A 13869-nucleotide genomic window follows, 5' to 3' on the forward strand; every position below is an offset into this window, starting at 1 on the left:
CAGGCGGGCGTCAACGGGTCTTCACGAATCGTGAAGAGCCACCACCGCCCATTTGCCGTCGCGCGCCAGCGTGCGCGACACATCGGCCAGCACCAGCCGGGCGGCCAGCGCCGCGGGCGAGAGCTCGTCGTCGGACAGACTGACCAGCAGATTGGGGCGAAACAGGTGCGCGTCTTCAATGCGCGCCATGTGCAACTGCCCGGGCGCGATGCGCGCCGTGGCCGAACTGGGCTGGATGGTGGCGGCGTTGCCCAGTTGCACCACGTCCATCAGCAGCGACAGGCCGTCCACTTCGGCCACCACGCGCGGCGTCTGCCCCAATTGCAGGAACGCGTTGTTGACCAGCGCTCGCAGGCCGTGCCGGCCGCTGGGCAACACCAACGGCAGATGCGCGATGTCGGCCAAGCGCGTCGTGTCGCCCTTGGGCAGGCCCGGCATGTCGCGCCGCGCGCACAGGAACAGGGGCTCGTCCAGCAGCGGCATGATGCTCCAGCGGCGGGCGGATTCGGCCTGGAACACAATGGCCAGATCCAGCATGCGGCCGTTGAGCATGTCGGCCAGATGCCCCGACAGCGCCTCGACCAGATGCAGGCGGATGTCGGGGTAACGCTCGTTCATGGCTTGCAGGAACGGCGCGCCCAGGATGGCGGCGGTGGTGGACGACAGGCCCACGCTGACATGGCCGGCCAGCCGCGCCTGCTGCGCGGCCTGCACGGCGTCGTCGGCATGGCGCAGCGCCAGTTGCGCCTGCCGAAAAAACGCCAGCCCCGCGTCCGTGGGCACCACGCCACTGGCGCTGCGTTGCAGCAGCCGGGTGGACAGTTCGCCCTCCAGCCGGCTGATCTGCTGGCTGAGCGCGGACGTGACCATGCCGATGGACGTGGCGGCGCGGCCGATGCTGCCCGCCTCGACCACGCGCACGAAGTAACGCAGTTGGCGCAGTTCCATGCCTAGGCGGGAATGGTCAGGCCCCGCACCACGGCCGGGCGGGCGACAAACGTTTCCAGCACGCGAGCCACGTTCTTGAACCGAGAGAACTCGACCAGGTCGCCGGCATCGTAGAAGCCCACCAGATTGCGCACCCAGGGCAGGATGGCGATGTCGGCCACGGTGTATTCGTCGCCCATGACCCAATCGCGGCCTTCCAGGCGCTGGTCCAGCACGGCCAAGAGGCGCTTGGATTCCGCCACATAGCGCTCCAGCGGGCGCTTGTCTTCGTAGTCCTTGCCGGCAAATTTATGGAAGAAGCCCAGTTGGCCAAACATCGGGCCGATGCCGCCCATCTGGAACATCACCCATTGAAGCGTCTCGTAGCGCCCCGCCGTGTCGGTCGGGATGAACTGGCCGGTCTTGCTGGCCAGGTAGATCAGGATGGCGCCCGACTCGAACAGCGCCAGCGGCTTGCCGTCCGGGCCATTCGGGTCGAGGATGGCCGGAATCTTGTTGTTCGGGCTTAGCGACAGGAATTCGGGCGAAAACTGGTCCTGCTTGTCGAACGCGACCCGGTGGGCCTCGTAGGGCAGGCCGATTTCTTCCAGCAGGATCGACACCTTCACGCCATTGGGCGTGGGCAGCGAATACAACTGGATGCGATCGGGATGCTGGGCGGGCCACTTCTTGGTGATGGCGAATGAGTCTAGGGCGGTCATGCGGGGTTTCTCCAGGGGAGGCGGAAGTCGTGACGGGTTATTGCGCCGACAATCCTAGCGCAAATGCCCGAAACGCCGCTGAAATACCCGCTTGCCGACTCGGCCGAACAGGGCCTGTCGGGCTGCCTTCCAGCGCTGACAGAAAAATAGGGGTTCGTGACACAATTCGGCTCGCCCAAATCCATCCGCAGACGCCGCCCCGCAGCCCCCATGACATTCCCGATGCAGCACCCGTTTACCCCGCTATTGCTGGCCGCCGCCGCGCTGCTGATTCCGTCGGGAGCCCAAGCCGACGTCGCAGCGGCGGCCAGCGCCGCCCCGCCCCCCGGTATGGCCCAGTACGGCGTGGGCCCGCATGGCCAGAGCCTGACGCTGACTTTGCTGAACAGCCGCGACAGCGCGCCCGCGCCCAACACGCCCTATCGCCTGTTCCTGACGGGCAAGCAGGAATCCATCCTCGACACGCCCACCCAGGACGGCATTCTGCACGGCACCACCGACGCCGAAGGCCGCACCGCCTGGGTCTGGACGGACAAGGCGTACCAGCCTGAAGACTTCACGCTGATTCGCCGCGTGGGCGATGGCCGCTGGGGCCATTTTTTCCAACTGCACTCCAGCGGCGACGACAAAGAACCCGTGGCGGCCTGGCCCTACATCCTGACCATGCACCAGCGCTGGGGCGAACAATGGGTAGACCTGGGCTACACCACGCGCCAAGGCGCCACGGCCTACTTCAGCCACGACGTGCCAGCCGCATCCCTTTCTCTGTCCATCGATGCGTCCGTCACTGACAACCGGGCGTGCTTTGACGAGCTGGACGCCATCAATCGCAAGTTCAGCCAGAACGATGCGGCCGGCGCGCAGCAGTTGATCCAGACCATGCAATGCGCCGACACGCCGCGCCACCGGCTGGATCTGGCTCACCTGCTGCTGATGGTCGGCCGGCAGGACGACGCGCGCCACTGGCTGATGCGGTCACGCGAATGGCGGTTTCCGGAATCGCTCACACCGATCGAAACCCCGCTGCTGCGCGACCGCCTGGGCCTGGAACGGCTGCTGGGCATGCCCGACCTGGCGCTGGCCGACGCGCAGGCGCTGCAACGCCGCCAGACCAAACCCGGCCGGCCGCCTCGGGCAAGCGACACGGACTGGCCCAACGATATTGCCTATTACCTGGCGGACTTTCCCGACTACCTGCCGCAGGCCGAAGAGGAAGTGCGCCGGTCCATCCGCCTGTGGGGCCCCAACCCCTACAACCAGGGCACGCTGGGCTGGATCCTCAGCCTGCAAGGCGATACCGAGGAAGGCCTGCGCCTGATGCGCGCGTCGTACCGCGAGATGCCGCGCAACGAAGAAATCGTGGCCGACTACGGCTTGGCGCTATGGCGCAACGGCCAGCAGGAACAGGCGGCGCGCTTGTGGGACGAGGCCCAGGCGCAGTGCGTCTGGGGCCGCCGCCTATACGCCGCGATGCGCGAAGCGCGGTACGACCACCCCTATTTCCAGCCCGCGGATTCCGACGCGGTGCAAGCCTATCGGCAACGCTGCGATGGGCCCCGGACGAAAGGCAAGCGCTGGTCAAAGGGCGCAGATTTATAATTCTTCGCATACGTTGCGCACCACGCGCCTGCTGAGGGGCAGCCGCAGGAGACCATCATGAGATCACCATTGATTGTTTTGCTTGCCACGCTTGCCATCACCGGCCTGGTTAGCGCTTGCACCGGCAGCCCGGGCGGCCCGCCCCATCCCGGCGCCGTCAACCCCTACAGTGAAGGCGGCTTTCACGACGCGGGGCCGAACTATCCGAATACGGGTCGCTGAACGAGAAGCAAGGCTGCGGGAAAGACGTCCACTTTCTCCATCCATCCGGGCGCAATCAACCCGGCTGCGCCAACAAGCGCTGAATCTCGGCCTCCGTCTCCGCATACTTGCCCTCGCCAAAATGGCGGTAGACGATCTGGCCTTGCTTGTCGATCAGGTAAAAGGCCGGCCAGTACTGGTTGCGGTAGGCATCCCAGGTGGCATAGCGGTTGTCTTGCGCCACCGGATACGTGATGCCAAAGCGCTCCAGCGCCTTCTGCACGTTGGGCGTGGACCGTTCAAACGGGAACTCCGGCGTATGTACGCCCACCACCTCCAGCCCCTGGCTCTTGTACTTCTGATACCAGCTTGTGACGTAGGGCAAGGTGCGCACGCAGTTGATGCAGGTGTAGGTCCAGAAGTCCACCAGCACCACCCTGCCGCGCAGCGACGCCAGCGTCAGCGGGTCGCTGTTGAGCCAGTGCTCGATGCCGGTGAATTCCGGCGCGGGGGTCGGTGTAGAAGCGCCCGCCTGCGCGGTAAGCGGCATCACCGAGGCGGCAAGCGACGTGGCCAACAACGCGCCCAGCGCGATTTTCTTGAAGGTGGCGGACATGGTCGTACTCCTTGAATGCGGGTAAGAAAGGTCAGTTGAAAAGGTTGCTGATCCAGGCGTACGCCAGGATGTCGTACTGGAAATAGATGGCGGCGGCAGTCAGGATCAACAGCACGCCAAAGCCTTGCTGCAAGCGCTGCGTGTAGCGCGACAAGCCCCGCACCCGCGCCGCGATGGCCTGGCCGCCGTAGGCGATCACCAGCATCGGAATGCCTGCACCGATAGCGAACATCAACAACAAGGTGCTGGACTGCGTCAGGTTCTGCGCCTTGGCGGCCAGCACCAGAATCGACGCCAGCACCGGGCCGGCGCAGGGCGTCCACACCGCCCCCAACGACAGCCCCAGCACAAAGCCGCCCGCGTTGCCGCTGCCCGTGCCGCCCGCGCTGAAGGCCAACTGTTGCAAGGGGCCGCCGATGCGGGCGATCAGGCGGTCGTAAGGTTGCGGCCAGATGCGCACCAGGCCGAACAGCGCCAGCAGCGCGATCGACGTGGACCGCACCGCTTCGTGTACCGATGCGTTCAGGTTGGACAACAGGCTTAGCGCGATACCCAGGCCGGCAAACGCCAGCACAAAGCCGGACACCACGAACAAGGGGCGCCAGCGGTCCGGGCGTTCCAGCGAGGTGCCCAGCAGCACCGGCAACAAGGGCAGCACGCAGGGCGAGGCAATGGTCAGCATGCCGGCCAGCAAAGCGATGGGGGTGTTGATCAGGTCCATGGGGCAAGTCCTTTGGAAAGAGGCCCCATTGCACCCGCGCCGCGTATCCGGCTTGTGCCGGTTTTGCGTGTTTTTTCCTGGCTTATGTATCTACCGCAGGGGCGTACACAGTACGACACACTTGCGGCGGCGGCCGGCGCTATAACCCGTTCATGCCCTGCCCCCGGAGACCCTTATGAAGCGCATCCTGGCCGTACTGCTGTTGATGTTCGGCGGTTTCAGCACCGAAGCCGCCAAGTCCTTCCAATGCCAGCTCATCGCCAATACCCGGCCGCGCCGCGACCCGCTGCCGCCGGCCGACCGCTGAAGGCGCCGCCTTGGATAAAATCCGCCTACCCGCGCGTGTGCTTCCGCGCGTTGCCGCCCCCACCCTTTAGGCCACCGCAGATGGATCAGATTGATCACGTGATGATCGTCGACGACGATCGTGAAATACGCGAGCTTGCCGGCAACTTTCTGAAGAAGAACGGCCTGACCGTTACGCTGGCGGCCGATGGCCGGCAGATGCGTTCGCTGCTGGAAAACCTGTCCGTGGACCTGATCGTGCTGGACATCATGATGCCGGGCGACGACGGTCTGGTGCTGTGCAGCGAACTGCGCAGCGGCAAGCACCGCCGCATTCCGATCCTGCTGCTGACCGCCCGCAGCGACGACATGGACCGCGTGCTGGGCCTGGAAATGGGCGCCGACGATTATCTGGTCAAGCCCTTTGTGGCGCGCGAACTGCTGGCCCGCATCAAGGCGATACTGCGGCGCACGCGCATGCTGCCGCCCAATTTCCAGGTGACGGAACCGGGCCGCGAGATCGCCTTCGGCGACTGGCGGCTGGACACCACCGCGCGTCACCTACTGGATGAGAGCGGCACGGTGGTGTCGCTAAGCGGCGCCGAGTACCGGCTGCTGCGCGTGTTCCTGGACCACCCGCAGCGCGTGCTGAATCGCGATCAACTGCTGAACCTGACCCAAGGCCGCGACGCCGATTTCTTTGGCCGCTCGATCGACCTGCTGGTCAGCCGCCTGCGCCAACGCCTGCGCGAAGATGCGCGCGAACCCCGCTACATCAAGACCGTGCGCAGCGAAGGCTATGTGTTCGCGGCGGCGGTCGACGTGTCGGAAGCCAACGAGTGAACCGTCCAGCACGCCCGCGATCCGCCTGGCCCGGCACCCTGGTCGCCCGGTTGTTCCTGATTTTTCTGATCGGCCTGGTGCTGGCGTATGGCTTGTCGTTCGCCTCGCTGTTCTACGAACGCTACAACACCACCAAGAGCATGATGCTGGGCGACCTGGAGCGCGACGTCGCCATCGCGATGGACGTGTTGGACCGCCTGCCCGCCGATGAACGCGCGGCCTGGCTGCCGCGCCTTTCCAGCGGGAACCGGCAGTACCTGCTGAGCGACGGCCAGGCCGATCAACCCTTGCGGCTGGACGTCGCGCGCAATGCCGCCAGCGCCATCGAAGCGGCGCTGGGCACCGCGCGCCCGCTGACCATACGCGCCATGGCGAACGACCCCCGGCACATCCAGGCGCGCGTCGTGCTGTCCGACGGGCAACCCGTTGTCCTGGATATCCACCTGTCGTCGATGCGCCCCGAGCCATGGCTGCTGGTGGTGCTGGCAGTGCAGTTGCTGCTGCTGATCGTTTGCGCATGGCTGGCGGTGCGTCTTGCCGTGCGGCCGTTGACGCGTCTGGCCCATGCCGCCGAGACGCTGGACCCGAACACCAAGAGCCCGCTGTTGGAAGAAGACGGCCCCGCCGAAGTGGCGCACGCCGCCACCGCGTTCAACGCCATGCAAGCCCGCATCGCCGCCCATGTGGCCGAGCGCATGCAGATACTGGGCGCTATCTCGCACGATCTGCAAACGCCCATCACCCGCATGAAACTGCGCACCGAGTTCATGGACGCATCAGACGACCGCGACAAGCTGGCGCAGGACCTGAACGAAGTGGAAAGGCTGGTGCGCGAAGGTATCGATTACGCACGCAGCGCGCACGGCAAGGTCGAAACGCCTGCGCGCGTGGACCTGCATGCGTTTCTGGAAAGCCTGGTCTATGACTATCAAGACACGGGCAATCTCGTCAGCTTAAGCGGTGACCACGCCAGGCCGCTGATGACGCGCCCGCACGCGCTGCGGCGGATTTTGGGCAACCTGATCGACAACGCGCTGAAGTTCGCGGGCGCGGCTGAAGTGGACGTGGCGGTGCATGGCGACACGGCGGTATCGATCTTTGTGCAGGATCGCGGCCCCGGCATTCCCGAACACGAACGGGCTGCTGTGCTGCAACCCTTCTATCGCCTGGAAAGTTCGCGCAACCGCGATACCGGTGGCACGGGCCTGGGCCTGGCCATCGCGCAGCAGTTGGCGGACGTGGTGGGCGGCACGCTGACGTTAGGCGCGCGGGAAGGCGGGGGGCTGTCGGTGGAGCTGCGCTTGAACGTGGCCCGCCAGGAATCCACGCCGCTTGGTCGATTGCCCTAGCCGTCCAGCAAGGCGCCCGACTTCAGCAGCGGCGCCAGTATGCCAGCGGAGTAGACGCGCGCAACGTTTTCCAGGAACGCGGTGAAGTCGGTCTTGGCGGCATGGTCGGCGCGGTCGGATATCACGCGCATCACCGCGAAGGGCACGCCGAATTCATAGCAGACTTGCGCCATCGCCGCGCCTTCCATTTCCACGCACAAGGCATCTGGCAAGCGCTTGCGCAGCACTTGAGCCTCGTCGTTGTGACTGACGAAACGGTCGCCGGTTGCGATCAGACCATTGTGGACGGTGGGCGTGGCCTGCGTGGCGGCTCCCTGGCTCGCGTGGGTAAACGCCTGGGTGAAGGTCACCGCGCTGTCACGCAGCAGTGTGCTCAGGCCGGCGTCCGCGTCAAAACACACCCGCCCCAACAAGGGAATCTCGTGTTGATCAAACAGCGGACGCGCGTCCATATCGTGCTGCATCAAGGTGCTGGCCACGACCACGTCGCCCACGTCCACGTCCGCATGCAGCCCGCCCGCCAAGCCAGTGAAGATGACGCGCGACACGTTGAATTCCCGAATGACAATCGATGCCGTGGCGGAGGCCGCCACCTTGCCGATGCGGCTTAACGCGATCACGCAGGGCGTGCCCCACAAGGTACCCACATGGAAATCGCGCATGGCGATTCGGTGGACGGTAGCGCCGGGTTCCATCGCGGCCAACAGGTCGGCGATTTCTTCGTGCAAGGCGCCCAGGATGGCGAGACGTTTCATGCGCCCTCCTCTACGTACCCCAGCGCCGCGCTGGCCGCCGCCGCTTCTTTTTTCACCGCCGCCACGATCTTGCCGTTCGCCGACACATCGAAGCCGCCCGTCGCTCCCAGCGCCGTCAGCACCGCGCAGGGGCGGCCGGTGTGGTCATACAAGGGAGCCGACACCGCGCTGATGCCGCGCAGGTTCGTGTCTTTCACCGTGGCGCAACCTGCCGCGCGCACCTGGCGCCGCAGTCCGCCGATGGGATCGTCGCGGTCCAACAAGGCACGCAGGTCATCAGGCGACTCGGCCAGCTCGGCCAGCGCCATCTGCTGAATCGGCGCTTCGTCCAAGGCCCCCAGAAACGCGCGGCCCGTGGCAGACCACAGCATCGACAACACCGAGCCCACGCGCACATTCACGGTGACGGGAAGCGCCGGTTCCTCGAAGCGAACAATTGTCGGCCCCTTGTTGCCCATGACGGCAATAAAGCACGTGACGGCCAAGCTCTCGCGCAGGCGGATCAGCACGGGTTCGCTGATGCGCAAAGGGTCCGCCTGGCGCATGGCGGCCACGCCGACCATCAGCGCTTCCAGGCCCAGGTGGTACTGCTGTGTCGCGACCTCCTGATCCACCAGCCCCTCGGCGATCAAGCTCATCAGATAGCGGTGCACCTTGGCGGGGCTTTCGTCCACATGCGCAGCAAGCGCGGTCAGGCTGGCGCGGCCGCCCAGGCGGGCCAGCCCTTTCAGCACCACCATGCCGGTTTCGGCGGCCTGCACCCGTTGGCGGCGTTCGCGCGGGCGGTCAGCGGAGTCCAGTTCGGGGGTCGGGACGGTCGCTGTCGGGGACGCTTTGGTGGACGCGGCAGTGGCCCCTTTATTGGGCGACTTCGTGGACGTCTTGGTCGACGGCTTGGGGGGACTCATAGCGGATGCACTTCCTGCAAATAGGGTGCGCGGACGACGACGCGCCGCGAAATCGGCTCCAAGGTTAACCCCTCTTGAAAAATTACGCATTGCGTATATGATTTACGCAAAAGAAGGGATGCCATCAGGTCATCCCAAAATGGAGACAGCCGATGCGCACCCCGAATCGCCCCCTGAAACGCACTTTCCTGGCCGGCCTGCTGGCCCTGCCCTTGCTGGCCTGTGCCAACGCTTTCGCCCAACAGGCGCCCGCCAACTACCCGTCCAAGCCCGTGCGCTGGGTGGTGCCCTATGCGGCGGGTGGCGGGTCCGACTTTCTGGCGCGCAGCATCGGCCAGGGCTTGTCGGGTCGCCTGGGCCAACCGGTTGTGATCGAGAACAAGCCGGGCGGCAACACCGCCATCGCGGCATCCGAAACCGCGCGCTCGCCGGCTGACGGCTACACCATGCTGTCGGCCGACAACGGCACCCTGGTGTTCAACCCCGCGCTGTACAAGAAGCTGTCGTACGACCCCGTCAAGGACTTGGCGCCCGTCACGCTAATGGGCCGCTTTCCAATGATTCTGGTGGTTGGCCCGTCCATGAAGGTCAACACCGTGCAGGAATTCCTGGCCGAGGCCAAGTCACGCAAGGAAGGCCTGGACTACGGTTCCGCCGGCGCGGGCAGCCCGCACCACCTGGCCATGGAACTGCTGAAAGTGGAAACCGGCCTGACCATGACCCACGTGCCGTATCGCGGCGCATCGCCCGCGTTGGCGGACGTGGCGGGCGGCCAGATCCCCGCGATGATGGTCGACCTGGCCGCAGGCGCCGGCTTCATCAACGGCGGCAAGGTTCGCGCGCTGGCCGTCGCCAACCCGACCCGCCTGCCGCAACTGCCCGACGTGCCCACCTTCGCCGAGGTCGGCCTGAAAAACGTGGAAGCGTCCGCGCAAGTGGGCGTGGTGGTGCCGGCCGGCACGCCGCCCGCCGTCATCGACGCGCTGAACAAGCAGGTGGTGGCCACCATCAATGACCCGGCCACGCGCAAGCGCCTGGTGGACTTCGGCATCGAGCCGGTCGGCAACACGCCCGCTGAGTACGCCGAGATGCTCAAGGGCGAACGCGCCCGCTGGCAAAAGCTGATCACTGATCTGAAGATTACGCTGGACTAAGCGCTGCCATCAGCACCCGCGGCCTGCCGTTCACGCGGCAGGCCGATGCATCACGAATACACGGAAAGCATCATGAGCCAATCGCCCTCTTCCTCGCGCCCGTCGGGCTGTCCCATCGATCACGCGGCGCTTGCCGCGATGCAAAGCCCCACCGGCTGCCCCGTCAGCGCCCGCGCGGCCGAGTTCGACCCCTTTGGCGATGGCTACCAGCAAGACCCGCCTGAGTACGTGCGCTGGGCGCGCGAGCAAGAACCCGTGTTCTACAGCCCCAAGCTGGGCTACTGGGTGGTCACGCGCTACGAAGACATCAAGGCGATTTTTCGCGACAACATCACCTTCAGCCCCTCCATTGCGCTGGAAAAAATCACCCCCACCGGCCCCGAGGCCAACGCCGTGCTGGAGTCGTACGGCTACGCCATGAACCGCACGCTGGTCAACGAAGACGAACCCGCCCACATGCCGCGCCGCCGCGTGCTGATGGACCCGTTCACGCCCGAAGAACTCAAGCACCACGAGCCCATGGTGCGCCGCCTGACCCGCGAATACGTCGACCGCTTCGTCAACGACGGCCGAGCCGATCTCGTCGACCAGATGCTGTGGGAAGTGCCGCTGACGGTTGCGCTGCATTTCCTGGGCGTGCCCGAAGAAGACATGGACCTGCTGCGCCAATATTCCATCGCGCACACCGTCAACACCTGGGGCCGCCCCAAGCCCGAAGAACAAGTGGCCGTGGCGCATGCCGTGGGCAACTTCTGGCAGTTGGCCGGCAAGATCCTGGACAAGATGCGCCAGGACCCGTCCGGCCCCGGCTGGATGCAGTACGGCTTGCGCAAGCAGCAGACGCATCCCGACGTCGTCACCGATTCCTACCTGCACTCCATGATGATGGCCGGCATCGTCGCCGCCCACGAAACCACCGCCAACGCATCCGCCAACGCCATCAAGCTGCTGCTGCAACACCCCGACACCTGGCGCGAAATCTGCGAAGACCCCGACCTGATACCCAACGCCGTCGAAGAATGCCTGCGCCATAACGGCTCGGTTGCGGCGTGGCGCCGCCTGGCCACGCGCGATGTCGAGATCGCCGGCGTGCCGATCCCGGCAGGCTCCAAGCTGCTGATCGTCACGTCGTCCGCCAACCACGACGAAGGCCAGTTCAACGACGCCGACCTCTTCGACATCCGCCGCGAAAACGCCAGCGACCAGCTCACCTTCGGCTACGGCTCGCACCAATGCATGGGCAAGAACCTGGCCCGCATGGAAATGCAGATCTTCCTGGAAGAACTCACGCGTCGCCTGCCGCATATGAAGCTGTCGGAGCAGTCGTTTACCTATGTGCCCAATACCTCGTTTCGTGGGCCGGAGCATCTGTGGGTGGAGTGGGACCCGAAGCAGAACCCGGAACTCGCGTCGCCGGCATTGCTGAATGATCAGCACCCCGTGCGTATCGGCGAGCCGTCATCGCACGCCATCACGCGGCCCGTCGTCGTGCAAAGCGCGGTCGAAGCCGCTGACGGCATCCTGCGTCTGCGCCTGGTGTCGCCCGATGGCAAGCCGCTGCCGCGCTGGACGCCGGGCTCGCATATTGATGTGGAATGCGGCGACACGGGCTTGTCGCGCCAATATTCCTTGTGTGGTGATCCTTCGGAAGCCGGTGTATTTGAAATTGCCGTGTTGAAGGAAACAGAAGGCCGAGGCGGTTCCGCGTGGATGCACGCGAACGCGGTTGTCGGCGCACGCCTGCGCATCCGGGGGCCGCGCAATCACTTCCGCATGAATGAAGCGGCCAACAAGCTGATCTTGATTGCCGGCGGCATCGGCATTACCCCTATCAGCGCCATGGCGCGACGCGCCAAGGAACTGGGCCTGGATTACCAACTGCATTACAGCGGGCGGTCACGCGCCTGCATGGCGATGTTGGACGAGCTTGCCGCGCTGCACGGCAAGCGCCTGCATGCTCACGTCAAAGACGAAGGCACGCGTGCGGATTACGCGGCGCTGCTGTCTCAGCCGGACGCCGGCACGCAGATTTATGCCTGTGGTCCGCAAGGCTTGCTGGATGCGCTGGCGGCCTGTTGCGCGGCGTGGCCCGAAGATGCGCTGCGCGTGGAACATTTCCATTCCACCTTGGGCACGCTGGACCCGTCCAAGGAACAGCCGTTTGAAGTCGTGCTGAAGGACTCGGGCATCGTCATCAACGTGCCCGCGGATCAGACCTTGTTGACCGCGCTGCGCGGCGCCAATATCGACGTGCAAAGCGACTGCGAGGAAGGCCTCTGCGGATCGTGCGAGGTGCGCGTGCTGGAGGGGCAGATCGACCACCGCGACGTCGTGCTGACGCGCGCGGAACGCGACGCGAACAACAAGATGATGGCGTGCTGCTCGCGCTCGTGCGGGGGTGGGAAGGTGGTGTTGGAGTTGTGACGATCAACTGATCGCTTCCGCTACCAACCGCTTCTACGTGGATACCATCCTTTAGGAATCGGATTGCTACCCATTATCTAGTTCGACCATCCCGCCTTCGGGATTCGCCTGCGCCGTCACCTCGGCGCAGGCTTTTTTATGCCTTGTCGGCTAGTAAAAAAGGCGGTGTACATGCCGCCAGCAGGGAAACCACGCAGGCGGCAAACGCGCAACCCGCGTGCTAGCGTGCCTTACGCGGGCGTCATCGCAGCCAGCAACAGATGTATCGGAAGACTCGATCTGTGGGGAGCTGAACATGATGAAGAATCTGGCCATCTTCTTTGACGGCACGTGGAACGAACCCAACGACCGCACCAACGCCTACGAGCTCTACAAAGCCGCCCCGGAAACCAGCACGCAGGAAACCCTGTATATCGAAGGCGTCGGCACGCAAGGCCAAGGCCTGTGGGCCGCCATCGACAAATTCCTGGGTGGCGCATTCGGCGCCGGGCTATCCGCCAATATCCGCCACGGCTACCAATGGCTATGCCAACGCCAGGAAGCCGGCGATCACATCTTCCTGTTCGGCTTCAGCCGTGGCGCGTACTCCGCCCGCAGCCTGGCCGGCATGGTCCGCAAATGCGGGCTGCTTAAAAGCCCCACTGACGACAACGTCGCCGAAGCCTATGCGCTCTATCGCGACGATTGCCATCCGTCTTCCATCGAAGCGCTTTCGTTTCGCACGCAATTTTCGCGCGACACCGACCTGCATTTTGTGGGCGTCTGGGACACGGTAGGCAGCCTGGGGATACCCGTCGGCGGCATTTCGTTTCCCGGGTTTTCCAAGTTCTATAACTTCCACGACACCGAACTCAGCAATCATGTCCACCATGCTTATCATGCAATTGCCACGAACGAATATCGCGAGCCATATTTTCCGACCTTGTGGACGCGGCTGGTTAACTCCGAGCCCCGTCCTGCGGACAGACCGGTAGAGCAGCGCTGGTTTATTGGCGCGCATTCGGATATTGGGGGTGGGTATCGGGACGGGAGTTTGCAGACGCTGCCGGCGGCTTGGCTACAAGAGAAAGCGCGGTACGTCGGGCTTGAAGCGGGCGTTCCGCAGCGGGTATCCACGGACTACGACCAGTGTCATCCGCATGACTCGTATAAGGAGTTCACCGAGAAGGTGCTGATTCATGTAAAGAAGCGAGCGCGGCTTTGGGATGGCGCGACGGTGTTGAACCTGACGGTGGATGAACGGTTGGTGAAGCGCCTGGAAAGGAATGCGGAGTACCTGAAGGAGTTTCCGGATTTCAAGGAGGCGGTGGCAGGTTTGCCGGTGGGGCGAAGCTAGACCACCACTTCACCGTCCGTATAAAAAAA

The 13869-nt window shown here is 64.7% G+C and carries 14 protein-coding genes; 8 read left to right on the top strand and 6 right to left on the bottom strand.

Translation table 11 applies throughout. The features are described from left to right. Positions 1-21: 21 nt before the first annotated feature. Both ELS24_RS26550 and ELS24_RS26555 read right to left on the bottom strand, forming a co-directional pair. On the bottom strand, positions 22-948 hold the full coding sequence (locus ELS24_RS26550; RefSeq protein WP_050449427.1) for a LysR family transcriptional regulator: 927 nt from the start codon (positions 946-948) through the stop codon (positions 22-24). A gap of 2 nt (positions 949-950) precedes the next feature. Beyond that, positions 951-1649, bottom strand: a complete 699-nt coding sequence (locus tag ELS24_RS26555) for a glutathione S-transferase N-terminal domain-containing protein (protein WP_050449426.1) — start codon at positions 1647-1649, stop codon at positions 951-953. Positions 1650-1859: 210 nt separating this feature from the next. Here ELS24_RS26555 and ELS24_RS26560 point away from each other — a divergent pair, with 210 nt between their 5' ends. Together ELS24_RS26560 and ELS24_RS31020 are read left to right on the top strand one after the other, a co-directional pair. Next, positions 1860-3248 (top strand): tetratricopeptide repeat protein, encoded by a 1389-nt coding sequence (locus tag ELS24_RS26560; protein ID WP_127185824.1) that lies wholly within the window; start codon positions 1860-1862, stop codon positions 3246-3248. Between the two features lie 57 nt (positions 3249-3305). Further along, a complete protein-coding gene (locus ELS24_RS31020) occupies positions 3306-3470 on the top strand; it encodes a hypothetical protein (RefSeq protein ID WP_164741310.1) in 165 nt (54 codons plus the stop codon). A 55-nt stretch (positions 3471-3525) separates the two neighbouring features. On the opposite strand, the gene ELS24_RS26565 is transcribed toward ELS24_RS31020, so the two are convergent. Further along, positions 3526-4065, bottom strand: coding sequence for a thioredoxin family protein (locus tag ELS24_RS26565; protein ID WP_127185825.1), 540 nt, complete (start codon positions 4063-4065; stop codon positions 3526-3528). Between the two features lie 31 nt (positions 4066-4096). Further along, positions 4097-4786: a cytochrome c biogenesis CcdA family protein gene (locus ELS24_RS26570; protein WP_127185826.1), complete on the bottom strand. Its 690-nt coding sequence runs from the start codon at positions 4784-4786 to the stop codon at positions 4097-4099. A 175-nt stretch (positions 4787-4961) separates the two neighbouring features. Between ELS24_RS26570 and ELS24_RS31570 the strand changes: the two genes are divergently transcribed. The 3 genes from ELS24_RS31570 to ELS24_RS26580 all read left to right on the top strand — a co-directional run bounded on the left by ELS24_RS31570 (position 4962) and on the right by ELS24_RS26580 (position 7263). After that, positions 4962-5093, top strand: a complete 132-nt coding sequence (locus ELS24_RS31570) for a hypothetical protein (RefSeq protein WP_275066546.1) — start codon at positions 4962-4964, stop codon at positions 5091-5093. 80 nt (positions 5094-5173) lie between these two features. Continuing rightward, complete coding sequence (locus ELS24_RS26575) at positions 5174-5914, top strand: response regulator (protein WP_127185827.1); 741 nt, start codon at positions 5174-5176, stop codon at positions 5912-5914. Beyond that, positions 5911-7263, top strand: a complete 1353-nt coding sequence (locus tag ELS24_RS26580) for an ATP-binding protein (RefSeq protein ID WP_127185828.1) — start codon at positions 5911-5913, stop codon at positions 7261-7263. The genes ELS24_RS26575 and ELS24_RS26580 overlap by 4 nt, the downstream gene beginning before the upstream one ends. Here ELS24_RS26580 and ELS24_RS26585 read toward each other — a convergent pair. Further along, a complete protein-coding gene (locus tag ELS24_RS26585) occupies positions 7260-8018 on the bottom strand; it encodes a 5'-methylthioadenosine/adenosylhomocysteine nucleosidase (protein WP_127185829.1) in 759 nt (252 codons plus the stop codon). The genes ELS24_RS26580 and ELS24_RS26585 overlap by 4 nt on opposite strands. Continuing rightward, entirely contained in the window at positions 8015-8926 is a 912-nt protein-coding gene (locus tag ELS24_RS26590; protein WP_240669393.1) for an IclR family transcriptional regulator, read from the bottom strand. Before ELS24_RS26590 ends, ELS24_RS26585 begins: the two co-directional genes overlap by 4 nt. 152 nt (positions 8927-9078) lie before the next feature. On the opposite strand from ELS24_RS26590, the gene ELS24_RS26595 reads away from it, so the two are divergent. The 3 genes from ELS24_RS26595 (at position 9079) to ELS24_RS26605 (ending at position 13840) form a co-directional block, all read left to right on the top strand. Next, positions 9079-10080, top strand: a complete 1002-nt coding sequence (locus ELS24_RS26595) for a Bug family tripartite tricarboxylate transporter substrate binding protein (RefSeq protein WP_127185830.1) — start codon at positions 9079-9081, stop codon at positions 10078-10080. A gap of 72 nt (positions 10081-10152) precedes the next feature. Then, positions 10153-12504, top strand: a complete 2352-nt coding sequence (locus ELS24_RS26600; protein ID WP_240669394.1) for a cytochrome P450/oxidoreductase — start codon at positions 10153-10155, stop codon at positions 12502-12504. Between the two features lie 295 nt (positions 12505-12799). Further along, entirely contained in the window at positions 12800-13840 is a 1041-nt protein-coding gene (locus tag ELS24_RS26605; protein WP_050449418.1) for a DUF2235 domain-containing protein, read from the top strand. Positions 13841-13869: the final 29 nt, after the last annotated feature.

It is taken from the genome of Achromobacter spanius (genome assembly GCF_003994415.1).
GTDB lineage: Bacteria > Pseudomonadota > Gammaproteobacteria > Burkholderiales > Burkholderiaceae_B > Achromobacter > Achromobacter spanius_C.